The 23,038-nt window shown below is 66.7% G+C and carries 23 protein-coding genes and 1 tRNA gene; 13 read left to right on the plus strand and 11 right to left on the minus strand.

Annotated elements, in window-relative coordinates:
• Positions 1-3: 3 nt before the first annotated feature.
• The 6 genes from FHW94_RS05375 to FHW94_RS05400 are packed head-to-tail and all read right to left on the minus strand — an operon-like array spanning position 4 to position 6,327.
• The gene (locus tag FHW94_RS05375; protein WP_246865890.1) at positions 4-438 is read right to left on the minus strand and encodes a reverse transcriptase-like protein; all 435 of its coding nucleotides are present in this window, start codon (positions 436-438) and stop codon (positions 4-6) included.
• 7 nt (positions 439-445) lie between these two features.
• Positions 446-1,234 carry an indole-3-glycerol phosphate synthase TrpC gene (trpC, locus tag FHW94_RS05380; protein ID WP_168554677.1) on the minus strand — a complete coding sequence of 263 codons (789 nt, stop codon included), beginning with the start codon at positions 1,232-1,234 and terminating at the stop codon, positions 446-448.
• Between the two features lie 10 nt (positions 1,235-1,244).
• Positions 1,245-2,240 carry an anthranilate phosphoribosyltransferase gene (trpD, locus tag FHW94_RS05385; RefSeq protein WP_168554678.1) on the minus strand — a complete coding sequence of 332 codons (996 nt, stop codon included), beginning with the start codon at positions 2,238-2,240 and terminating at the stop codon, positions 1,245-1,247.
• On the minus strand, positions 2,237-2,821 hold the full coding sequence (locus FHW94_RS05390) for an aminodeoxychorismate/anthranilate synthase component II (RefSeq protein WP_168554679.1): 585 nt from the start codon (positions 2,819-2,821) through the stop codon (positions 2,237-2,239). Before FHW94_RS05390 ends, trpD begins: the two co-directional genes overlap by 4 nt.
• Before the next feature lie 10 nt (positions 2,822-2,831).
• On the minus strand, positions 2,832-4,379 hold the full coding sequence (trpE, locus tag FHW94_RS05395; RefSeq protein WP_168555490.1) for an anthranilate synthase component I: 1,548 nt from the start codon (positions 4,377-4,379) through the stop codon (positions 2,832-2,834).
• A 4-nt stretch (positions 4,380-4,383) separates the two neighbouring features.
• The gene (locus tag FHW94_RS05400) at positions 4,384-6,327 is read right to left on the minus strand and encodes a peptidylprolyl isomerase (protein WP_168554680.1); all 1,944 of its coding nucleotides are present in this window, start codon (positions 6,325-6,327) and stop codon (positions 4,384-4,386) included.
• 277 nt (positions 6,328-6,604) lie between these two features.
• Here FHW94_RS05400 and tpiA point away from each other — a divergent pair, with 277 nt between their 5' ends.
• The 3 genes from tpiA to FHW94_RS05415 all read left to right on the plus strand — a co-directional run bounded on the left by tpiA (position 6,605) and on the right by FHW94_RS05415 (position 9,682).
• Positions 6,605-7,375, plus strand: coding sequence for a triose-phosphate isomerase (tpiA, locus tag FHW94_RS05405; RefSeq protein ID WP_168554681.1), 771 nt, complete (start codon positions 6,605-6,607; stop codon positions 7,373-7,375).
• Positions 7,376-7,450: 75 nt separating this feature from the next.
• Entirely contained in the window at positions 7,451-7,846 is a 396-nt protein-coding gene (secG, locus tag FHW94_RS05410) for a preprotein translocase subunit SecG (RefSeq protein WP_168554682.1), read from the plus strand.
• Between the two features lie 204 nt (positions 7,847-8,050).
• Entirely contained in the window at positions 8,051-9,682 is a 1,632-nt protein-coding gene (locus FHW94_RS05415) for a CTP synthase (protein ID WP_168554683.1), read from the plus strand.
• 197 nt (positions 9,683-9,879) lie between these two features.
• Here FHW94_RS05415 and FHW94_RS05420 read toward each other — a convergent pair whose 3' ends face one another.
• A complete protein-coding gene (locus FHW94_RS05420) occupies positions 9,880-10,344 on the minus strand; it encodes an Hsp20 family protein (protein WP_168554684.1) in 465 nt (154 codons plus the stop codon).
• Positions 10,345-10,514: 170 nt separating this feature from the next.
• Between FHW94_RS05420 and grxC the strand changes: the two genes are divergently transcribed.
• From grxC to FHW94_RS05440, 4 genes are all read left to right on the plus strand, one after another.
• Complete coding sequence (gene grxC, locus FHW94_RS05425; protein ID WP_179504576.1) at positions 10,515-10,790, plus strand: glutaredoxin 3; 276 nt, start codon at positions 10,515-10,517, stop codon at positions 10,788-10,790.
• The gene (locus FHW94_RS05430; RefSeq protein WP_168554686.1) at positions 10,787-11,641 is read left to right on the plus strand and encodes a carbon-nitrogen hydrolase family protein; all 855 of its coding nucleotides are present in this window, start codon (positions 10,787-10,789) and stop codon (positions 11,639-11,641) included. The genes grxC and FHW94_RS05430 overlap by 4 nt, the downstream gene beginning before the upstream one ends.
• Positions 11,638-12,147, plus strand: a complete 510-nt coding sequence (locus FHW94_RS05435; protein ID WP_168554687.1) for a DUF1178 family protein — start codon at positions 11,638-11,640, stop codon at positions 12,145-12,147. Before FHW94_RS05430 ends, FHW94_RS05435 begins: the two co-directional genes overlap by 4 nt.
• A 54-nt stretch (positions 12,148-12,201) precedes the next feature.
• Positions 12,202-12,278, plus strand: a tRNA-Arg gene (locus FHW94_RS05440).
• 101 nt (positions 12,279-12,379) lie between these two features.
• Here the strand turns inward: FHW94_RS05440 and FHW94_RS05445 are convergent.
• From FHW94_RS05445 to FHW94_RS05455, 3 genes are all read right to left on the minus strand, one after another.
• On the minus strand, positions 12,380-13,276 hold the full coding sequence (locus tag FHW94_RS05445; protein ID WP_168554688.1) for a histone deacetylase: 897 nt from the start codon (positions 13,274-13,276) through the stop codon (positions 12,380-12,382).
• A gap of 104 nt (positions 13,277-13,380) precedes the next feature.
• A complete protein-coding gene (locus FHW94_RS05450; protein WP_168554689.1) occupies positions 13,381-13,815 on the minus strand; it encodes a GNAT family N-acetyltransferase in 435 nt (144 codons plus the stop codon).
• A gap of 72 nt (positions 13,816-13,887) precedes the next feature.
• Positions 13,888-15,030 (minus strand): FAD-dependent monooxygenase, encoded by a 1,143-nt coding sequence (locus FHW94_RS05455; protein WP_246865891.1) that lies wholly within the window; start codon positions 15,028-15,030, stop codon positions 13,888-13,890.
• Positions 15,031-15,192: 162 nt separating this feature from the next.
• Between FHW94_RS05455 and FHW94_RS05460 the strand changes: the two genes are divergently transcribed.
• The 3 genes from FHW94_RS05460 to FHW94_RS05470 all read left to right on the plus strand — a co-directional run bounded on the left by FHW94_RS05460 (position 15,193) and on the right by FHW94_RS05470 (position 19,771).
• Positions 15,193-17,682 carry a TonB-dependent receptor gene (locus FHW94_RS05460; protein WP_246865892.1) on the plus strand — a complete coding sequence of 830 codons (2,490 nt, stop codon included), beginning with the start codon at positions 15,193-15,195 and terminating at the stop codon, positions 17,680-17,682.
• A 112-nt stretch (positions 17,683-17,794) separates the two neighbouring features.
• Positions 17,795-18,712 (plus strand): NAD-dependent epimerase/dehydratase family protein, encoded by a 918-nt coding sequence (locus tag FHW94_RS05465; protein WP_168554691.1) that lies wholly within the window; start codon positions 17,795-17,797, stop codon positions 18,710-18,712.
• Between the two features lie 45 nt (positions 18,713-18,757).
• Positions 18,758-19,771 (plus strand): LysR family transcriptional regulator, encoded by a 1,014-nt coding sequence (locus tag FHW94_RS05470; protein ID WP_168554692.1) that lies wholly within the window; start codon positions 18,758-18,760, stop codon positions 19,769-19,771.
• 39 nt (positions 19,772-19,810) lie between these two features.
• On the opposite strand, the gene FHW94_RS05475 is transcribed toward FHW94_RS05470, so the two are convergent.
• The gene (locus FHW94_RS05475) at positions 19,811-20,275 is read right to left on the minus strand and encodes a helix-turn-helix domain-containing protein (protein ID WP_168554693.1); all 465 of its coding nucleotides are present in this window, start codon (positions 20,273-20,275) and stop codon (positions 19,811-19,813) included.
• A 105-nt stretch (positions 20,276-20,380) separates the two neighbouring features.
• On the opposite strand from FHW94_RS05475, the gene FHW94_RS05480 reads away from it, so the two are divergent.
• Genes FHW94_RS05480 through FHW94_RS05490 form a run of 3 tightly spaced genes read left to right on the plus strand, consistent with a single transcriptional unit; the run spans position 20,381 to position 23,015 of the window.
• A complete protein-coding gene (locus tag FHW94_RS05480) occupies positions 20,381-21,193 on the plus strand; it encodes an SDR family oxidoreductase (protein ID WP_168554694.1) in 813 nt (270 codons plus the stop codon).
• Positions 21,190-22,776 (plus strand): NAD(P)/FAD-dependent oxidoreductase, encoded by a 1,587-nt coding sequence (locus FHW94_RS05485; RefSeq protein ID WP_168554695.1) that lies wholly within the window; start codon positions 21,190-21,192, stop codon positions 22,774-22,776. Before FHW94_RS05480 ends, FHW94_RS05485 begins: the two co-directional genes overlap by 4 nt.
• The gene (locus FHW94_RS05490; RefSeq protein WP_246865893.1) at positions 22,773-23,015 is read left to right on the plus strand and encodes a hypothetical protein; all 243 of its coding nucleotides are present in this window, start codon (positions 22,773-22,775) and stop codon (positions 23,013-23,015) included. Before FHW94_RS05485 ends, FHW94_RS05490 begins: the two co-directional genes overlap by 4 nt.
• Positions 23,016-23,038 lie beyond the last annotated feature (23 nt).

A 23,038-nucleotide genomic window follows, 5' to 3' on the forward strand; every position in this document is an offset into this window, starting at 1 on the left:
TGCTCATGCCATGTGCGGGAAAACGCGCAAGTCCTCTTGCTCGGCCAGTGGCTGCGGCGGAGCCAACCCGGCGCGCAGATGGTCCAACGCGATGCCGGCCAGGTTCTGCGCGCGGCCGACATGGCGCACCCGCACGTGGGAAAATGAAGCGAGGCCGTTCCGATAGGCTGCCAGGCAATCGGCCGAGGCGGGATGGGCGGCGGTGCGACCCCGGATCTGATCGATCACGAAGGCGGAATCGCCGCAGAGGATCACATCGGTTTCGCCCAGGCGGCGGGCCAGGTCCAGCGCGCCAAGCAGGGCCAGCCATTCGGCGCGATTGCTGTCCCCCTTGCCGCAATCGGGCGCAAACCAGGTTTGGCCGCACGCGACGACGGCCATTTCCATGCGGCCGGGGTTGGGCCGGCAGCCGCCATCGAACCACAGCTTGCGCGCCAAGGCGCCCTCAGCCCTGGAGCAGGGCCTGGGTTGCGGCCGTCACGTCGGGCTGGCGCATCAGGCTTTCGCCCACCAGGAACGTGCGTGCCCCGCAGGCGGAGAGGCGCACCAGATCGGCGTGGTGGTTGATCCCGCTTTCGGCCACCAGCAGGGTGCCCTCGGGCGCGCGCGGGGCAAGCCGCTCGGTGTTGGCGATGTCGGTCACGAAGCGCTTGAGATCGCGGTTGTTCACCCCGATCAGCCGCGATCGGAGCCGCGCGGCGCGGTCCATTTCGGCCTCGTCATGCACTTCGACCAGCACGTCCATGCCGTGCTCGCGCGCGGCCGCCTCGATCTCTGCCATCTGCGCATCGCTGAGCGCGGCGACGATGATCAGGATCGCGTCGGCGCCGATCGCGCGGGCTTCGGCCACCTGCCAGGGATCGACCATGAAATCCTTGCGCAGGACCGGCAGCGCGCAGGCGGCACGCGCGGCCACGAGGAAACCTTCATGTCCTTGGAAATAGGGCGCGTCGGTGAGCACCGAAAGGCAGGCGGCGCCGCCTGCCTCATAGGCACGGGCATGCTCGGCGGGCTGGAAATCGGAGCGGATCAGGCCCTTGGAGGGGCTGGCTTTCTTGATTTCGGCAATCAGGGCAAAACCGCTGGCGGCGCGGGTGCGCAGCGCGGCTTCGAATCCGCGTGGCGCGGTTTGCGTGGCGGCGCGCGCGGCCAGGTCTGCAAGCGAGGTGGCGGCCTTGCGCCGGGCCACTTCGGCGCGGGTGGTGTCGCAGATTTCGGTGAGCTTGTCGGTCATTCCAGGGGCCTTACTTCAGCGCGTCGATCCAGCAACGCAGCAGGGCAAGGGCGAGGCCCTTGTCGATGGTTTCGGCGGCTTCTTCCACGCCTTCGTGCCAGTCGGTCACTTCGCCCGCCACCATCAGCGCGGCCGCGGCGTTGAACAGCACGGCATCGCGATAGGGTCCGTGCTGGCCATCGAGCAGGGCCTGGAGCGCGGCGGCGTTGTAGGCCGCGTCGCCGCCGCGGATGGCGTCGACGGGCGCAACGGCAAGGCCGGCGTCGGCCGGCGCAACCCGGTGCATGAGGATCGCTTCGCCATGCACGTCGGCCACTTCGTTGCCACCGGCCAGGCTCAGTTCGTCCAGCCCTTCGTCACCCGAGACGACGAACGAGCGCGCCGTGCCCAGGCGCGCCAGGGCATCGGCATAGATCGGGACATAGGCCGGGCGCGCGATGCCGACGAGCTGGCGCCGCACGCCGGCGGGATTGGCCAGCGGGCCCATCAGGTTGAAGATCGTGCGGCGGCCGATGGCGCGGCGGATCGGCATGATCCGCCCCATGGCGGGGTGATGCTTGCCGGCGAACAGGAAGCAGATGCCCAGGTCCGCCAGCGTCTCTTCCGCCGTTTCCACCGCGCGATCGAGATTGAGGCCCAGCGCCTCCAGCGTATCGGCCGCGCCCGCCTTGGAACTGGCGGCGCGGTTGCCGTGCTTGGCCACGGGCACGCCGCAGGCCGCCACCACCAGGCTGACGGCCGTGGAGACGTTGAGCGTGTGGTGCCCGTCGCCGCCGGTGCCGCACACGTCGATGGCGTTTTCCGGCGCAGCCACGGCGATCATGCGTTCGCGCATGGCCTGGGCGGCGCCGGCAATCTCGCTGGCGCTTTCGCCGCGATCGGACAGCGCGACAAGGAAGGCGATGGTGGCATCGTCGTCCACTTTGCCATCGAGAATGGCGGCAAAGGCGGCCTGCGCTTCGTCTTGCGGCAGCGGGGTTTCCGCCACCTGCGGCAGCAGGCTCATGCCGGCATCCGCACGTTCACCCCGCACAGCGCCAGGAAATTGGCAATCAGCGCGTGGCCATGTTCGGTAGCGATGCTTTCGGGATGGAACTGCACGCCATGGATCGGCAGGCTGGCATGGCGAAAGCCCATGGTGTGGCCATCATCCGAGCGCGCATTGACCACCAGGCATTCGGGCACGTCTTCGACCACCAGCGAGTGATAGCGCGTGGCGGTGAACGGCGAGGGCAGCCCGGCAAACACGCCGGTGCCATCGTGGGTAACGGGCGAAGTCTTGCCGTGCATCAGCCCGCCGCGCACGACCTTGCCGCCGAAATATTGCCCGATCGACTGGTGGCCCAGGCACACGCCGAGCAACGGCACGCCCGCCTGCGCCGCCGCGCCGACGAGATCGAGGCTGACGCCCGCCTCGTTGGGCGTGCAGGGGCCGGGCGAGAGCAGGAAGCCCTTGGCGCCGCTGGCCAATGCCTCGGCCGCGGTGAGCGCATCGTTGCGCACCACGTTCACCTGCGCGCCCAGTTCCATCAGGTAGTGGACCAGGTTCCAGGTGAAGCTGTCGTAATTGTCGATGACGAGGATCATGGCCTAATCCCTATTGCCCGAACGCCGGTTCGGCGGCGACGCGGATGGCTTCGCGTGCGGCGGCGAAGAGGGCGCCGGACTTGTGCTCGCATTCGCGCTGTTCGGCCGCCGGGTCGCTGTCGGCGACGATGCCGGCGCCGGCTTGAACATGCATCACGCCATCCTTGAGCACGGCGGTGCGCAGGACGATGCAGCTATCGACCGAGCCATCTGGCGCGAAATAGCCCACGCCGCCGGCATAGGCGCCGCGCGTTTCGGGCTCGAGTTCGGCAATGATCTCGCACGCACGGACCTTGGGCGCGCCGCTGACGGTGCCGGCGGGGAAGCCGGCGAGCAGGGCATCGACCGAGTCGGCGCGCTTGGTATCAAGCTGGCCGACCACGTTGGAGACGATGTGCATCACGTGGCTATAGCGCTCGATCGTGTAGCTTTCGGTGACTTTGACGGTGCCGGCGGCGGCCACGCGGCCCACGTCGTTGCGGCCAAGGTCAAGCAGCATGAGATGCTCGGCGCGTTCCTTGGGATCGGCCAGCAGGCTTTCCTCGTTGGCGCGGTCTTCGGCCGGGGTGGCGCCGCGCGGGCGCGTGCCGGCGATGGGGCGGATGGTCACTTCGCCATCGCGGATACGCACCAGGATTTCCGGGCTGGAGCCGATCAGGGCAAAGCCGGGCAGATCGAGGAAATAGAGGAACGGCGAAGGGTTGATCCGGCGCAGCGCGCGATAGAGCGCCATTGGCGGCAGGGGGAACGGCGCGGTGAAGCGCTGCGCCAGCACGACCTGGAAGATATCGCCGGCAGTGATGTAGTCACGCGCGCGGGCGACCATCTGGCCATAGCGTTCGGGTGCCATCTGCGGTTCGCGCACCAGATCGACCGGCTCAGGCAGGCGCAGATCGGCCGGCAGCGGGCCGTGCAGGCGGGCAAGCGCGGCATCAATCCGGTCGGCCGCGCGGGCCAGCACCACCTCGGGCGTGCCTTCACCGGCCCAGACCGGTGCCACGGCGGTGAGTTCGTCGGTCAGCCGGTCGAACACCAGCAGCACGGTGGGGCGGACGAACAGCATGTCGGGCAATTCGAGCGCGCTTTGTTCGGCACGCGGCAATTTTTCCACCAGGCCGATGGTTTCATAGCCGAAATAGCCCACTAGGCAGGCGAGCGTGGGCGGCAGGCCTTCCGGCACGTCGATCCGGCAGCGTTCGACCAGCGCGCGCAGTTCTGCAAGGCTGTTGCCGGGCAGCGCGGCAAAGGTCTCGCGGTCGGTCTGCCAAGTGGTGTTGACCTCGGCCGCGGGACCAGTGGCGCGGAACACCAGGTCGGGATCGAGCCCGACCAGGCTGTAGCGCCCGCGCACTTCGCCACCTTGCACCGATTCCAGCAGGAAATCGCCGCGTTCGGGCACGAACAGCTTGCGCGCGGCGCTCACCGGGGTTTCGCTGTCGGCAATCAGCTTGCGCCAGACCAGCGCCGGCTTTCCGGCCGCCAGCGCGGCGAGGGCCGCCGCGCTGTTTTCGGGCTGGGCGCCGGTGGGCGGCGCGGGACGCGACAAGGTCTGGGTCATGGTCTTACTGGGCACCGACAAGCTTGGCATTGAGCGCACGCAGCGCGGTTTCATTGCGGGAAACGCCCACGCTCTTGCGGATCGCGAGGCGCAGTTCCTCGGCGAGCTCGCGGCCCATGTCGAGGCCGAACTGCTTGCCCGCCTGGCCCAGGAAGGGATCGCCGGCCGGGATCGTGCCGGGCGTCACGTTCTTGAGCGCGATGACATAGAAGCCGGCCTTGTTCGGCGCTTCGAGCGGCTTGGACGTGCCCTTGGACATGGCGAAGAGCAGCACCAGCGGCGGCGGCAGCTGGCGTCCGCTCTGTTGCATGGCGGCCAGCTGTTCGCGGGTGATGCTCACCGGCTGGGCCGGGGGCAGCGTCACGCCCAGGGCCTTGAGCGCATCGGCCAGCGAAGCACCCTTGGCCATGGCATCAAGCACCTTGGTCGACGCTTCCTTGGCCTTGGCCACGCCCTGTTCGGTGGCGAAATCACGCGCGACCTGGTCCTTGATCTGCGCCAGCGGAGCAGGGGATGCCGGGGTGATCTGGCCAACGTCATAAATCGCGATGCGCTTGCCATCGGCCAGCGGGGTCACCTGGCCTTCGCCTTCGTGTTCCATGGCAAAGGCACCCTGGAGCAGTGCGGCGACATCGGCGGGTGCCTTTTGCCCTGCTTGGCCGAACACGGTGCCATCGGCGGTCAGCGCGGGCGTGGTGGCCAGCGTCAGCCCCTGGGCCTTGGCCACGTCGGCGAGGCCGGTGTGGTTTTCGAATTCTTCTTCCAGGCGGGTCGACAGGTCGAGCAGCGCGGCGTGGCGCTTTTCCACCGTCAGATCGGCCACGATTTCGGACCGGGCCTGCTCCAGCGTCTTGCCGGGCTTCTTGACCACGGCATCGACGCGGATCACGTGCCAGCCAAGGCCGCTCTTTGCCGGGGTGGCGACTTTGCCCTGGGCCGCGGCAAACACGGCATCGGCCACGGCGGCAGACGTCTGCCCAGCTAGCTTGTCACGCGTAAGATCGGCGATCTTGCTGGCGGCAAGGCCCTGGGCACGGGCGGCGGCCTCGATGCTGGTGCCACCGGCCACTTGCGCGGCAAGCGCCTGCGCGGCGGCCTGGGTCGGCACGACGACCTGGGTCACGGTGCGCGTCTCGCTGGGCGCATAACTATCGGCCTTGGCCTTGTAGCGGGCGGCGATATCCGCGTCGCTGGGGGCGGGCACATTGGCCAGCGTGGCTTCGTCGATCACGGCATAGCGCACGGTGCGGCGCTCGGGCTGCTGGTAGCGCGCGGCGTTGGCCTTGTAATAGCCGGCCAGCACGTCATCCGAAGGCTTGTCCTTGCTCGCAAAGGCCAGGCTGGGCAGGAAGGCGATGTCGCCGTCGCGCTTTTCCTTGAGCATGGCGGCATAGCGCGCGGTGGCCGAAGCGGGCAGCGCCGTGCCGACGGAAACCGGCGAGAGCACCTGGCGCACGATCAGGCTTTGCGTGATCGACTTGCGCACGGCCGCGTCGGTCAAGCCGCGCTGGGCCAGGAACGCGCGATAGACCGCATCGCTGAACTTGCCATCCGGGCCCTGGAACGCCGGCTGCTTGGCGATTTCGCTGTCGACCAGGCGGTCGGACACGCCCATGCCAGAGCGCGCGGCCCATTCCTGCAGCGCGGCGCGGTCGGCCAGGCCGGTGAGCGCATCATTGAGCACGCCCTGGGCCAGAAACTGTTTCATCGTCAGCGTCGGGTTCTGCTCCCGTTCCTGATCGAAGGCAGTAGTGATGGTCTTTTCCAGCTCTGCCACGGCCACCTGGCTGCGGCCGACAGTGGCCGCCGCTTCGCCGCCGCCGGTCTGGCCGACGCGAAGGCCGGTCACGTCGGCGCCGGCAAAGGCCAGGGCAAGGAGACCGATGAACACCAGGGCGAAAAGCGCGCCGATGCGGGAATGGATCAGTTTACGAAACAGCGAGAGCATGGGATGCGATCAAATCCGCCATATATCTTGGTTGGCCTGCCTTAGGAGGCTTGCGCCGATCCCGCAATGCCTGTGGCGGGTGCCGGGGCGGGGCGTTTGGCCTGCCCAGCGCACGGCACTTCATCGCGCGGGCCTTGCGCTGGCGGGCCAATTGCAGGCAAGGGGATTGCAAGGAATCGGGATTCTGCAATCCGCCCGCCGGCAGGTGCCGTGCCGGCAGGGGCGGATTTGCCAGCACCCGGTCACGGGGCAAACAGCACGAGGGACAAGGCCTGCCATGGCACAACGACCATACATCGTCGGGAACTGGAAGATGAACGGAAGCCGGGCCATGATGGCCGAGGCCCGCGCAATCGACCGGGCCGCGGCGCGCCATCCCCAGGTGGATATCGCGCTGGCCCCGCCCTTTCCGCTGATCGGCCTGCTGCGCGAAGCGGTGACCGGCATCGGCGTGGGCGGCCAGGATTGCCATACCCAGGCCAAGGGGGCTCACACTGGTGACGTTTCGGCCGCGATGCTGGCCGATATCGGCGCCGACTTCGTGATTCTGGGCCATAGCGAGCGCCGCCGCGACCATGGTGAAAGCGATGCCCTGGTGCGTGCCAAGGCCGATGCCGCCCTGGCCGCCGGGCTGGGCGTGATCATCTGCGTGGGCGAAACCCTGGAAGAACGCGACAGCGGCCGGGCCGAGGCCGTGGTTGCCGGGCAAGTCGATGGCTCGCTGCCGACGGGCGACGCCGCGCTGGAAGCGGCCAATGCCGGCAAGCTCGCCGTCGCCTATGAACCCGTCTGGGCGATCGGCACCGGCCGCGTGGCCGACGTGGAAGACGTGGTGGCGATGCACGCGGCCGTGCGGGCGCGCCTGGTGGCGGCCTATGGCGAGGCCGGCAGCCGCCCGCGCATCCTGTATGGCGGTTCGGTCAACGCCGGGAACGCCGCGGCGCTCCTGGCCGCGCCCGAAGTGGGCGGCGCCCTGGTGGGCGGCGCAAGCCTGACTGCCGATGCCTTTCTGCCGATCGTGGCAGCCGCCGGCGCGGGCGAGGGCTGAGAGTCGGGAAATCGGCCCCTTGCGCAAGGGGCCGGCGCGCCCTAAGTGCGCCGCAACAGTTTCAGGCGGAACCTCATGTCGCTCTTTATCTTCCTCACCGTCATCCAGGCGCTTGTCGCAGCAGCGCTGGTCGGCGTGATTCTCATCCAGAAGTCCGAAGGCGGCGGCCTTGGCGTGGGCGGCAGCCCGGCCGGCTTCATGTCGGCCCGTGGCGCGGCTGATTTCCTCACCCGCATGACCTCGATTCTCGCCGCGCTGTTCGTGGGGCTGAGCATCGTGCTGGCGGCCATGGCGGTGAACACCGGTGGCACGCGCAGCCTCGACACCTCGTTGCAGCGCACGGCCGATCCGCTGGCCGGGCAAAGCCAGCAAGGTGGGGCACAGCAGCCCGCGGCCCCGGCCGCTGATCCTTCGGCGGCGGCCGCTCCGGCTGCACCGGCCGATCCTTTGGGCGGCGCCGCCAAGCAGTAACACCGTGCAAGCATGAAGCCAGGCGTTCCCGCCGCACAGGCGGGGGCGCCGGTTTTGTTTTTGCGCACCCATTTCGTGACGTTCCCCGCGCCCGCAGGTGGCACGGGGACGGCCACGGTTCGTCTCGCGCTTGTGGATTGCCATGCCATTCGGCGTCGGTTCCGCTTGCGCTCCTGTCCCTTCTGACGCTAAGGCCCAACTCCCATGGCGCGGTACATTTTTATCACCGGCGGCGTGGTCTCCTCGCTCGGCAAAGGTCTCATGGCGGCAAGCCTCGCGGCGTTGCTCCAGGCTCGTGGCTATCGGGTGCGGATCCGCAAGTTCGACCCCTATCTCAACGTCGATCCGGGCACGATGAGCCCCTATCAGCACGGCGAAGTCTTCGTGACCGACGATGGCGCCGAGACCGACCTCGACCTTGGGCACTACGAGCGCTTTACCGGGGTTTCGGCCCGCCAGGCCGACAACATCACCTCGGGCCGCATCTATCGCGACATCATCGCCAAGGAGCGCCGCGGCGATTACCTGGGCGCGACCGTGCAGGTGATCCCGCACGTGACCGACGCAATCAAGGACTTCGCCCAGACCGAGACCGAAGACCTCGATTTCGTGCTGTGCGAAATCGGCGGCACGGTGGGCGACATCGAAGGCCTGCCGTTCATCGAGGCGCTGCGCCAGCTGCACAACGAGCTGGACCGCGACCAGACCTGCTTCGTCCACGTCACGCTGGTGCCCTATATCGCGGCGGCGGGCGAGCTTAAGACCAAGCCCACGCAGCACTCCGTGCGCGAGCTGACTGGCCTTGGCATCCAGCCCGACATCCTGCTGTGCCGCTGCGAAAAGCCGCTGCCCGAGGGCGAGCGCGCCAAGATCGCGCAGTTCTGCAACGTGCGCAAATCGGCGGTGATCCCCGCGCTCGACGCCAGCAGCATCTATGCCGTGCCCTTGCAGTACCATGCCGAGGGGCTGGACGCGGAAGTGCTGCGCCACTTCGGCATGACCGCGCCCGAACCGAACCTGGCGGTGTGGGACGATATCGTCGATCGCTACCAGAACCCGGAAGGCGAAGTGACCATCGGCGTGGTCGGCAAGTATGTCGGCCTGCAGGACGCCTACAAGTCGCTCAACGAAGCGCTGGCGCATGGCGGCATGGCCAACCGCGTCAAGGTCAACGTGCGCTGGATCGACGCCGAACTGTTCGAGCGCGAAGACAGCGAGATCGCCGCCCATCTCGAGCCGATGCACGGCATCCTGGTGCCCGGCGGCTTTGGCGAGCGCGGCTCGGAAGGCAAGATCGCCAGCGTGCGCTTTGCCCGTGAGCGCGGCGTGCCGTTCTTCGGCATTTGCCTGGGCATGCAGATGGCCTGCATCGAAGGTGCGCGCAACACGGCCGGGATTGCCGAGGCTTCGTCCACCGAGTTCGGCCCGACCAAGGAGCCGGTGGTGGGCATCATCACCGAATGGATGACCGCCGAAGGCCTGGAAAAGCGCGAGGCTGGCGGCGACCTGGGCGGCACGATGCGGCTCGGCGCCTATGAAGCGCACCTGGCCGGCAACAGCCACGTATCGAGCATCTATGATGCCACCACGATCAGCGAACGCCACCGCCACCGTTATGAAGTGAACGTCGCCTATCGCGATGCGCTGGAGCAGGGCGGCCTGCGCTTTTCCGGCATGTCGCCCGATGGACTGCTGCCCGAGATCGTCGAGCGACCGGACCATCCGTTCTTCATCGGCGTGCAGTTCCATCCCGAACTGAAGAGCCGCCCGTTCGATCCGCACCCGCTGTTCAAGGGCTTCATCGCGGCGGCTGTGAAGCAGGCACGGCTGGTTTGATTTTCTAGATTTGCGTTAGGGTTCGCACCACCCCCTGACCCCCTCCTCTGAAGAGGAGGGGGAGCAAGACAGGAGAAGCCCCATCCTCTTCAGAGGAGGTGGTTGGGGGTGGTGGAACCCTTGCGCCACGCGCGCAGAAAAAAGGGGCGCTGGCCCCATATGGCCAGCGCCCCTTCGTGTGTCAGGCTGTCAGTGGATCAGGCGGCCGCGCTGGCGTCGCCACCGTCTACCACCGAAAGCGCCTTCTGGTTGCCGATCAGCACCTTCTTGGGCTTCATCGCTTCGGGCACTTCACGCACCAGGTCGATGGTCAGAAGGCCATCGGCAAGGTCGGCCGCGCTCACCCGCACGAAATCGGCGAGTTCGAAGCGGCGTTCGAAGCTGCGGTTGGCGATGCCAAGATGCAGGTACTGCTTGTCGGCCAGATCGGCCTTGCTGCCCTTGACCACCAGCAGGTTCTGCTGCGCGGTGATATCGAGTTCCTCCGGCTTGAACCCGGCGACGGCCAGCGTGATGCGATAGGCATCGTCGCCCTGGCGCTCGATATTGAAGGGCGGATAGTTGTCACCAGCATTCGCGCGGGCCTGGCGTTCGAGCAGGTCGAACAGGCGATCGAAGCCCACGGTGGTGCGGCGATAGGGGGTGAAATCGAAACGGTTCATGGCAATATCCTCTTGTCGAGCAATCTGCACGTGCCCCGGCCCGGGAAACTCCGGCGCTGGAGCGGGTTGAAAGTGATGCGCCCGGCTTGCGGCGCGCCTCACGAACAACCATGTGTGGGCTGCGTCGCGCATTTCAAGGCCCCCATTTCACCATTTCAAGCGGAGCGAGCATGAGCCAGAGCCCAACCCCCAAGGTCGAAATCTACACCAAGTGGGGCTGCCCCTATTGCGTGCGTGCCAAGGCCCTGCTCGACGCCAAGGGCGTTGCCTATGAAGAGCATGACGTGACCATGGGCGGCCCGAAGCGCGCCGAAATGCTGGAGCGCGCGCCCGGCGCCGCCACGGTGCCGCAGGTCTTCGTCAACGACCAGGCGCTGGGCGGTTCCGACGATATCCACGCCCTCGATCGCGCCGGCAAGCTCGACGCGCTGCTCGGCCTCGCATGAGCGAAGCGGTAAAAGTCGCCCTGTTGCAGATGACCAGCGGGATCGACCCGCTGGCCAATGCCGCCACCATCGCCGATGCCGTGGCGCGCGCGGCGGGGGAGGGGGCGGCGATGCTGTTTACGCCCGAGATGGCCGGCCTGATCGATCGCGATCGCGCGCGCGCCGCGCCGCATATCGTGCCCGAAGAGGCCAACCCCGTGCTTGCTGCCGCGCGCGAGGCGGCGGCACGCCATGGTATCTGGGTGCACCTTGGCTCGCTGGCGGTGAAGCCCGATGGCGCCGCCGGCGCTTCGGGTGATGGGCGATCGGCCAACCGCGCTTTCGTGATCGACGCGGCTGGTGACATCGCCGCGCGGTACGACAAGATGCACATGTTCGACGTGGACCTCGCCACGGGCGAAAGCTGGCGCGAATCGGCCGCCTATCGACCGGGCGAGGCCGTGGTGACGGTGGCAACGCCGGTGGGGCGGCTGGGCCTGGCGATCTGTTACGATATCCGTTTTCCCGCTCTGTTCGAGGCACTGGGCCAGGCGGGCTGCGATTGCATCGCGATTCCCGCCGCGTTTACCGTGCCCACGGGCAAGGCGCACTGGCACCTGATGCAGCGCGCCCGCGCCGTGGAAGCGAGCGCTTTCGTCATTTCCGCCGCGCAGACCGGCCGGCATGAAGACGGGCGCGAAACCTATGGCCACAGCCTGGTGGTCGATCCGTGGGGCGATGTGGTGCTCGACATGGGGGCCGACGCCGGCCTGGGCTTTGCCAAAATCGATCCGGCGCGCACCGCGGCCGTGCGGCAGCAACTGCCGAGCCTTGCCAACAAGCGGCCCGTGCCCATATCGCACGCGTCATGATTGTCTTCGATCTGCAATGCACCGGCGGCCAGCACCGCTTCGAAGGATGGTTTGCCTCGTCCCGCGACTATGCACAGCAGCAGGAACGCGGGCTGGTTACCTGCCCGGTGTGCGGCAGCGACGACGTGGTCAAGGCAGTGATGGCCCCGGCCGTGGGACGCAAGGGCAATCAGGCGCCCGCCATGCCTACGGCCGCGCCCGCGCAGAGCGCTGCGCCGGGCGGGGCAGCGGCACCAAAGACCGCGCCAGCCGCACCACCCCCATTGCCGCCCGAAGCAGTGGCCATGCTGCGCGCCGTCGCGCTGGCCCAGGCCGAGGCGATCAAGAGTTCGACCTGGGTGGGCGATTCGTTCGCCCAGGATGCCCGCGCCATGCATTATGGCGACAAGGATGTTGCCCCCATCCATGGCCAGGCAACGCCCGAGGAAGCGCGCGATTTGCTGGACGAAGGCATTGCCATCGCGCCGCTGCTGATCCCGGTGGCGCCGCCTGGCGAAGTCAACTGAACCGGGCCAAACGCACATTGCCTTGCCGCCACCACGCCCTTAAGAGAGGCGCGGGCGCCCGTAGCTCAGCAGGATAGAGCACCAGATTCCTAATCTGGGGGCCATGGGTTCGAATCCCGTCGGGCGCACCAACAAAATGCCCGGTCTCGTAGAGGCCGGGTTTTTTGTTGATGGGTCACTGGCAGGATTGGAAGTTCGAGCCGGCGCGCAGCGGCGGCAACCGCTGGCGGGTTCAGCCAATCAGGGCACCGAGAGTGAGAATCGTGCGGGCGTGGCGGCGGGCCACGGCCTGGCGGTCTGCGCCGTAACCGCCGCCCAGCGTGCTGGCGAGGGGGATACCGCGCCGCCAGGCTTGCGAGGCGACGAAGCGGTCGCGCGCGGCAAGGCCTTCGTCGGTGAGGGCAAGGCGGCCCAGGCGGTCGTCCGCATGGGCATCGACGCCCCCCTGGAGCAGGATGAGGTCGGGGGCAAAATCGTCGAGCACCGGCACGAGGGCGCTGTTCAGGGCTTCGAGATAGTCGGCGTCGCCGGTCTGGTCGGGCAGGGCCACGTCGAGCGAGGAGCGCGCCTTGCGGGTGGGGAAGTTCTTTTCGGCGTGGAGCGAGAGGGTAAAGATGTCCTGGCGCCCGGCGGTGAGCATGGCGGTGCCATCGCCCTGGTGCACGTCGAGATCGAGAATCAGGATGCGCGCCACGTCGCCTTCCGCGATCAGCCGGTTGGCGGCCACGGCCAGATCGTTGAACACGCAATATCCCGCGCCGCTCTCGGCCAGGGCATGGTGGCTGCCGCCAGCGCTGTTGGCGGCATAGCCGTGGCGCAAAGCCAGCTTGGCCGCCAGCCAGGTGCCACCGGGCGACAACTGCGACCGGCGCGCGATCGGCGGATCGATGGGGAAGCCGATGCGGCGCTGCTTTTCGGGCGGGACGGCGCAGGCCAGCACTTCCCGGACATAGGCCGGATCGTGCACCGCTTCGAGCCAGGCGGGCGGCATGATCTCCGGCGCGTGGACCGTCATCGGCGTGCCGCTTGCGTGCAGTGCCTGCATCACCAGCGCGTATTTGTCGTGCGCAAAAGTGCCAGGCCGATCGGCATGCACGACATAGCCGGGATGATGGACGACATGCAGCATGCCGGCCGCGTTACCGGCCCTGGTCGCGCGGGTCGAGCCGTCTTGCCCCAGTGGGCAGGCGCCGAACCCAGACCGGCCCACCGCGAGCGCTTTGCATCACACGCTCAGGCAGCAAGGGGTGCCAGCGGTTTCTGCAGGAAAAAGCGGCTTTGCCCGCGCGGGTGGTCTGCCAGGGTGCCGAACACGGCAAAGCCGAGCTTTTCGTAAAAGCCGCGTGCCTGGAAGGCATAGGTATCGAGCCAGATGCCGGCGCACCCGTGCGTGCGGGCAAGGGCTTCGGCCCGCGCCATCAGGGCTTCGCCATGGCCCTGGCCGCGATGGCTTGCGGGCACGGCGAGGAGTTCGATGAACAGCCAGTCGTAGGCGATCTTGCCCCACAGGCCGCCCAGTTCGGCGCCATCGGCATCGGTCAGCAGCAGCGCGACCGGGACGAGGCCGGGGTCGCCCCCTTCGCGCAGGTTATAGGCGCGCAAAGGGGCAAGGATGGCTTCGCGCTGCGCGTCGGTGGGGTGGGCGGCGTGGGTGATAGTAAGCGTCATGGCGCCGTTCTTGGCCGCAAACCGCGCGGGCGGCAACGGACAAGGCTGGCGCCACGAGCGGCGTTGGGCGGTTCAGAACGGCTGGTTGAGCCGGTCGAGCGCGCCTTCCAGGATATGGGCATGCTCGGCCGGGCTGCCATGGGCAAGTTGCAGGCGGCCCACCGCGATCGAGCTGTCGATCACGTCCTGGCAGCGCGGATAGCGGCGTTCCTGATAGGCATGCAGGCCGGCAGCCACGTCTGCCCCGGCGCGGGCGAGTTCCTCGGCCAGGACGATGCCGCTTTCCACCGCCATGCCCGCGCCCGAGGCGAGATGCGGAGTGGTGGCGTGGACGGCATCGCCGAGCAGGACGACGCGACCGGTGTACCACGGGCGCGGCTGGAGCGCGGCGGCAAGCGGGCGATAGTTGATCCAGTCCGCCGGGGTCATCGTATCGCGAATCCAGCCGGCATGGCCGCCGAAATCGGCCAGCAGGGCCTTGAGATCGTCGAACAGTTCCTGCTCGGTACGGAAGGTTTCGCGCTCTTCATGCGCGGTGAGCATCCACATGTAGATGCTGTCGGGGCTGCATGGCGTGATGCCGCAGGGGTTTTCGTGCCCGAGGTAGAATTCGCCCATGTCGAGCGTGGGCGGCTTGCGCATCGAGATGCGCCAGCAGCCCTGGCCGGTGGGCAGGGCGGGAGCCATGTGGGGGAATGCCAGGGTGCGCATGTGCGAGAAAACGCTGTCAGCGCCCACCACCAGGTCATAACGCCCGGCGCTGCCGTCGGAAAACGTGACATCCACGCCATCGCCGCTTTCCGTGAGGTTGCTGACCGTCAGGCCCAGGCGCACCGGGATGGCCAGTTCGCGCACGCGGCCCTGCATGATCTTGTGCAGCACCGGGCGCATGATGCCCCCGGTGGCCGGCAGGCCTTCCTCGATCACCGGCTCGTCCAGATCCTTGATATGCGCGCCGTCAAAGCGGAACAGCCGGGTCTTGTTGGTGATTGCGCCCTGCGCCTTGATCTGGTCGAGCAGCCCCAGGCGGCGATAGGCCCGCAAGGTTGGCCCGGTAATGGTGATGCCCGCGCCATAGACGCGCCATTGCGGGTCCAGGTCGATCAGTTCGACCGACACGCCGCGTTCTGCCAAGGCGATGGCTGCGGCCATGCCGCCGATGCCGCCGCCAACGATCAGCGTCTTGGTGACGCCGGTGATGTTCTCCCGTTCCATGCCGTCATGGCTAGAGCGCAGCGCGAAGGACGCAAATCCGAAGCATGGATAGGCGCCCATCCACACAATCGGTAAGACGGGCCGGCATGATTGCCTTACGTGACGCCCCATGAGGTTTGCCGCGCCAAAGATGCGCGGAAATGCTCCGGGGAGGACTTGTACATGACAAAGATGCGCGCATGCGCCGGCTTTTCGGTTTCCGTTCTGGCTCTGGCCGTGGCTGCAACAGCGGCACGGGCACAGGACGCAGCGCAGCCGGTGGCACCCCAGCAAGCCACGCAGGGCGCCGCGAGCGGCGATACCGGCCTGGGCGAGATCGTGGTGACGGCACAGCGCAAATCGGAAAGCATCCAGAAGGCGGCGATCGCGATCGATGCCGTTTCCGGCAACGACCTGATGCAGCGCGGCGTGACCAACGCCCAGGATATCACCAAGCAGGTTCCAGCGATCAGCGTGACCAATGGCGGCGGATCGAACACCTCGATCTTCCTGCGCGGCGTGGGCAACGTGACCAACAGCTCGTACAACGATCCGGCCGTCACGCCCAGCTATGACGGCGTGGTGCTGGGCCGTGCGGCGGGCGCATTCTCGGCCGCGTTCTACGATCTCCAGCGGGTCGAAGTGCTCAAGGGACCGCAGGGCATTCTCTATGGTCGCAACGCCACGGGCGGTGCCGTCAACATCATCCCGGCGCGCCCGGAACTGGGCAAGAACGGGATGGGCTTCAACCTGTCTTATGGCAATTACGACGCGGTCAACGTCGATGGCCACGTCAACCTGGCGCTGGGCGACAGCACGGCGCTGCGCGTCGCCGGCACCCGCCAATACCACAAGGGCTATAACCGTGATGGTTCGGACGATCTGGATCGCAGCGGGGTGCGTGCGCAACTGCTGTTCGAACCGAGTTCGGATTTCAGCCTGCGCCTGGGCGCGGACTGGACCAAGGTGGGCGGCGTCGGCACGGGCAGCAGCTATGTCGGCTCGTTCGATCCCAGCTACAATTTCATCCCCGCCGGTTTCGATACCAGCGAAGGCCTCAACACCAAGGCCGCCAATGCCTGGCGCCAGCAGCAGCTGGCGGCGCCGGGCTTCGGCTTCCTGAACGCGATGAACCGGCAGCAGTCGATCGACTTCACCTATTGGGGGGTGAATGCAGAGCTGAACTGGAACACCGGCCTGGGCAAGCTGACGATCATTCCGGCCTATCGCAAATCCAGCGGGGAAAGCTATTTCTATGGCCCCGCGTTCAACACTGCCTATGCCAACGAAACCGACAACCAGTTCAGCCTGGAAACCCGCCTGTCGGGAAGCAAGGGCATGGTGGACTATGTGCTGGGCGGGTTCTTCTTTGACGAAAAGATCAAGTCGGTCAGCGAGTACAACCAGGAATTCGTGCTGCCGATCCAGTCATACACGCACAAGACCACGAGCTGGGCGCTGTTCGGCCAGTTGACCGCCCATGTGACCGACCGGCTGCGCCTGGTGGGTGGTGCGCGCTACACGCACGACCACAAGGACATGAACGGGATGATCAACAATTTCATCACGTTCTGCGGCGGTGCCCCCGATGGCGTGGCGCCCGAACTGATCACGCCGCCAGCTTCGTTCGCCTATGGCTGCGCCAGCCCCAGCGCCTTGCCGCGCTACCCCAACCTGCTCAGCACCGGGGCGACGGTCGACTGGCTCAAGTCCAACGGCTGGATCTCGTCCAGCGCCACCGACCAGGCGAACGTGCAACTTTTCGACCTGACCACCGGCAAGGGGCAGATCCTCAAGACCTACAATCCGGTGGTGGCGCAGGGCAGCTATTCGCGCGTGACGTGGAAGGGCGCGGTGGAATTCGACGTGGGGCCGCGCTCGCTGCTCTATGCTTCGGCCGAAAGCGGCTATCGCGCCGGCGGGTTCCAGCTGGCCGAGGGGCGCCCCAGCTACAAGCCGGAATTCATCACGGCCTATACCATCGGTTCCAAGAACCGCTTTTTCGACAATCGCGTCCAGCTGAACCTGGAAGGCTTCCTGTGGAAGTACAAGGACCAGCAGATCACCTATTTCACCTACGATACGTCGGGCACGGTGATCAATTCCAACGAGAATGCCGGCCGTTCGACCATCAAGGGTTTTGACATCGACGCCATGGTGCGCCCGTTTGCCGGCACTACGCTGACCGGCAAGGTGCAATACCTCGATGCCAAGTACAACGACCTGCACCTCTATACCGCCGCCCCGCGCGACAACATCGGTTGCCCTTATACCTATACGGGGGCTTCGGCCGGTGGCGCGCCGGTCAAGGATTTCAACTGCTCGGGCAAGCCGCTGCTGTTTGCGCCCAAGTGGACGGTGAACCTGGGCGCGGAGCAGGTGGTGCCGGTGGGCCAGGAACTGGAACTGGTGGGCAACGTCAACACCGCCTGGCGCGCCGACCAGTGGGGCGCGTTCGAATACCTCGATTTCGAGCACATTCGCGCCTATTGGACCACCGACCTCGCGCTCACCCTGCGCAAGGCCGATGGCGGCTGGTCGCTCGGCGGCTTTGTCAGCAATCTGGAGAACAAGCGCCGGGTGGCAATGCCGCAGCTTTCGCCGATCGGCATGGCCGTTTCGCACTATGGCGCGCCGCGCACCTACGGCGTGCGGTTTTCGGCGAACTTCTGATCCGCAAGGCTGCATCGCATTTCCGGGCGCCGGGGGCCACACTGGCCCACGGCGCCCGTCTACCGTTATCCGTTTGACCGCGTTATCCTTCCGCACGAGGAGTTGCCATCCCATGACCATTCTCATCACCGGTGCCGGTGGCTTCGTTGGCCGCGAAATCGTTGCGCGCTTGCTGGCACAGGGACGGGGCGTGGTGGCCATGGACACCGTGCCCGACGGCATTCCCGCCGGCGCGCGGGTGGTGGCGGGTGACCTGGGCGATGCGGCGGTGCGTGCAGCGGCGCTGGGCGAGGGGGTGAGCGCGATCATTCACCTGGCCACGGTGCCGGGCGGCGCGGCAGAAGCCGATCCGGCCGCTTCGCGGCGGATCAACATCGATGCCATGTACGATCTTCTGCTGGAAGCGACCGCGTTGGGCCGGCCGCGCTTTGTCTATGCCAGCTCGATCGCGGTCTATGGCGATCCGCTGCCCGCGCGGGTGGACGATGCCACGCCGCTCAGCCCCAAGATGATCTATGGCGCGCACAAGGCGATGATGGAGCATGCCGTCGCGCTGTTTGCCAATCGCGGCGCGATCGAGGGCGTGACGGTGCGGCTGCCCGGTATCCTGGCGCGGCCCAAGGGGCCATCGGGCATGAAAAGTGCCTTCATGTCCAACCTGTTCCACGCGCTCAAGGCCGGGGAAGCGTTTGTCTGCCCGGTTTCGGCCGGCGCGACCATCTGGGCGCAATCGGTGGCGGCCTGTGCCGACAATTTCCTGCACGCACTGGCGCTCGATACCGCGCTGCTGCCGCCCACTTATGCCGTGACATTGCCGGCATTGCGGGTGACGATGGGCGATCTGACCGCCGAAGTGGCGCGGCAATGCGGCGTTCGCGCCGATCTGGTCAGCTATGCGCCCGATGCTGCGCTGGAAGCGGCGTTCGGGGCACAGCCGCCGCTGGAAACGCCTGCGGCAGAGCGGGCAGGCTTTGCCCATGACGGTGATATTGCTAGACTGGTGGAAAGCGCGTTGGCGACACTGGCCTGACACAACAAGAAAACGGGCCGCCAACGCCGGGAAGAGGAACAAGCCATGCGTTTCCAACGACTGGATCTCAATCTGCTGGCGGCGCTTGACGTGCTGATGCAGGAAAAGAGCGTGAGCCTGGCGGCCGACCGGCTGTGCCTGTCGCAATCGGCCACGTCGAGCGCCCTGGGCCGCCTGCGCGAGTATTTCGGTGACGAACTGCTGGTGATGAAGGGCCGCTCAATGGTCCTGACCGCGCGGGCTGAGGAACTGATCGAGCCGGTGCGCGCCGTGCTCGACCAGATCCGCACGACCATTGCCATTGCCCCGCCATTCGATCCGGCAACGTCGGATCGGCAAGTGCGGATCATGGCTTCGGACTATTCGACGCAAGTGCTGCTGGCGGGGGCTTTGGCCGAACTGGCCGAGCGGGCGCCGGGCATGCGCTTTGAAATCCAGCCGATGGGAGACAATCCGGTCGACGTGCTGGAGCGCGGGCAGATCGACCTGCTCCTGACCATCGACCTGGCGATCAGCGCCGATCATCCCAGCCAGTTGTTGTTCGAAGACGATTACGTGGTGGTGGGCGACGCGGCCAATCCGGCCCTGCACGGCGAGATGACGCGCGAGCGCTATTTCGAACTGGGCCATGTCACCGCGCGCTTTGGCAAGACGCGCACGCCGGCGTTCGATGACTGGTTCGTGCGGCGGCAAAAGACGCAGCGGCGGATCGAAGTGATCGCGCCATGCTTCCTTTCGCTTCCTGGGCTGGTGGTGGGAACCCGCCGCGTGGCAACGATGCACCGCCGCCTGGCGCGCCAGATGGTCAAGACCCAGCCGCTGGTGATGCGCGAACTGCCGTTCGACATGCCGACCATCCGCGAAGCAGTCCAATGGCACATTTCCAACAACAACGACCGCCCGTTGCGCTGGGTGGTGGAGCAACTGGCTGCTTTCGCCAACGACGGCGAGCAGTGCGACAGCAGCAACGTGGTGCCGATCGCCGAATTGCGCCGCGATGAAATGGCCATGGAATTCCAGCAGAAGCACGGGCACCTGGCGAGCAAGCCAAACGCCTGAGCGGCGAGGGCAGGCGTTCACGCAGGCGCCGCGGTCGCCTCAATCCTCGTCGCGCGTGTCGAACGCGGCGCGCGCGCCCGCAATGGCGGGGCCGCGCGCATTGACCCAGTCGATCAAGGCGCGCACCTGGCCGGCGAGATCGTGGCCCAGCGGCGTGAGCGCATAGGACACGCGCGGTGGCACGTCGGCCGTGACGTGGCGCTCCACAAAGCCATCGCGTTCCAGCGCGCGCAGCTTGAGCGTGAGCACGCGCTGTGAAATCGCCTGCTCTGCTGATAGTTGCGAAAGCGCACGGCGCAAGTCGGCATGGCGCCAGGTGCCGATCATCAGCACTTGCAGGATAAGCGCGGTCCAGCGATCGCCCATCATGGCCATGACCGCACGCGTGGGATCGGATCGCTGCGTGCCGTGGGCGGCCATGTCGGCTGCCAGGGCGATCAGGCCGGGGCGCAACGCGGCGGGAAAACGGGCGGTTTCCACTGTCACCTCAAGATCGCGTCCCATGGCCGGCCCTTCATGCCGGGACGGGCACAAAAATGTGCCTTCTTCCGGTTTGATGCATGACGATTAAGACCATCCCCAACACGACGAGACAAGGGGAGAGAACACGTGTCTGTGGATGCAATCCGCATGGACGGCAAGGTTGCGATCGTCACCGGCGGGGCCGGCGGCATTGGCGCAGCGACGGCCCGCCTGCTCACCGCCCGCGGCGCCCGCGTGGCGATTGCCGACATCGCCTTTGATCGCGTACGCGAACTGGCCGATGCGATCGATGGCGCGCTGGCGATCCACCTCGATCTGGAACGCGAGGACAGCGTGGAGGCGATGATCGCCGACACCGTGAAAGCATTCGGCCGGATCGACGTGCTGCACAACAATGCTGCACTGCTCGGCCCCGATATTGCGCAAAACGACGGCGACGTGGAGCACATGGCCACGGCATTGTGGGACCGCACCTTTGCCGTCAACGTGCGCGGCACGATGATCGGCTGCCGCGCCGCGCTGCCCCACCTGCGCGCCACGCGCGGGAATATCGTCAACACCGTCAGCAACCTGGCGTTGCAGGGCCACATGATCCAGGCCGCCTATTCCAGCAGCAAGGCCGCGATCATCCAGATGACGCGCGCGATTGCCGCCAGCCATGGCGTGCACGGGGTGCGTTGCAACGCGGTGGCGCCGGGCATGACAATGACGCCGGCATTGCGCGAAGCCTTTCCCCCGGCGCTGCGCAAGGTGGTGGAAGACGAAACCCTGCGCGACCGCCTGGGCGCGCCGGAAGACATCGCCGAGGCGGTGGCGTTCCTGGCGAGCGATGCGGCGCGCAACATCACGGGACAGGTGCTGGTGGCCGATGGTGGTGGCGCCAGCCACGTGCCCGGCCTGGCCGGTTTCCGCGCCTTCTTTTCGGGAGAACACGCATGAGCCAATACGACATCGTGGTGATGGGCGGCGGGCATAACGGCCTGACCGCAGCAGCCTACATGGCCAAGGCCGGCAAGAAAGTGCTGGTGCTGGAGAGGAAGCCGCACTTTGGCGGCGGCGTTTCCACGCGTGAGTTGATCCAGCCCGGCTTCTGGCATGACGAGCACTCCAACGTGCACATCATGATCCAGGGCAATCCGATGCTGCGCGAAGACGAACTGGGCCTGCTCGGCCGGTTCGGCCTTGAATACATCTATCCCGAACTGCCGCACGCCTCGATCTGGGAAGATGGCACGATCGTGCGGTCGTGGAAGGATCTTGATCGCACCTGCGAGGAAATCGCCAGCTTCAGCCCGCGCGATGCCGAGGCCTATCGCAAGTTTGCCCGCGCCAGCATGGCAGCCCTGCCCATGTTCATGGGCGGCCTTTATGCCCCGCCGTTCCCGATGGGCGCCTTCGTGGCGATGATGGACCAGTCCGACGAAGGGCGCTTCCTGCTCGATGTGATGAGCCGCAGCGCGCTCGACGTGGTCAACCAGTATTTCGAAAGCGACCTATTGCGCCTGCACATCGTGCGCATGGTCACCGAGAACCTGCAGATGCCCGATGAACTGGGCACCGGGATGGGCGCGTTCCTGATGCCGGGCATCATCCACACCTATGGCTGTTCGATGCCCAAGGGTGGATCGGGCCAGCTCTCCAAGGCCTTGGTGCGCGCGATCGAGCATTTCGGTGGCGAAGTGCGCTGCGGCGTGGAAGTGAAGCGCGTGCTGGTCTCTTCGGGCAAGGCGCTGGGCCTGGAAACCAGCGAGGGCGAAACTTTCATGGCGCGCGACGGGGTGATCGGTGCGATCCACCCGCACGTGCTGCGCAAGTTCGTGGCGGAAACCCCCGAACCCGTGCTGGAGCGCGCCGAGCGGGTGACGCAGTCGACCTTCTCGATCAATCTCACGCATCTCACGCTCAAGGAGCGGCTCAAGCTCAAGGTTGGCAACGACACCAACGCGATGATGACCGAGCTGATGGATTTCTACACCATCCGCGACATGCTGCTGGAATACGACAAGTTGCGCCGGGGTTTGACCGCGCCGCGCCTGATCGCCGGGGGCGACAACACCATTTTCGATCCCAGCCGGGCGCCTGCCGGGGCAGGGGTGTTCTATGGCGTCAACTTTGCGCCCTATGACTTGTTCGATGGCGGCCCGGCCGCCTGGGACGCGCGCAAGGAAGAAGTCGCCGATGCGGCCCTGGCGCAATATCGCAAGTTCTATTCCAACCTGACGGATGACAACATCACCGGTCGCCTGATCCGTTCGCCGATCGATCACGAGCGCGACAGCCCGGCCAGCTTCGTCAAGGGAGACATCCACGGCTGCGCTCCGTTCATGTACCAGTCGGTGGCGCACCGGCCCACGCCCGACCTCGGCTCTTTCCGGGTGCCGGGCATCGAAAGCCTCTATCTGGTGGGGCCTTTCATGCATCCGGGCGGCGGCGTGTTCGGTGCCGGCCGCGCCACGGCGATCCAGATGATGGACGACATGGGGATCGATTACGACAAGGTTTGCGGGAGGGACGTGCAATGAATGCTGCAGTGAACGCCGCCAAGAAGCCGCCGCAGATGCGGGTGCTCGACGCCAGCGACAAGGAGCTGATGACCGTGCGCAAGATCGAGCGCGACGGCAATGCCCTGGTCATTCGCGGCAAGATCTTCGGGGCCATGCCGATGGTGGCCAAGCTGACCCCGGCAGAAGCACGCGCCGCGCTCAGGCTGCTCGATGCGCGCACCATCTGGTTCCTGTTGACCCTGCTGTTCCGCAAATGAGGGATCGGCCGCTGGTATCGATT

The sequence above is a fragment of the Novosphingobium sp. SG720 genome (assembly GCF_012275365.1).
GTDB lineage: Bacteria > Pseudomonadota > Alphaproteobacteria > Sphingomonadales > Sphingomonadaceae > Novosphingobium > Novosphingobium rhizosphaerae.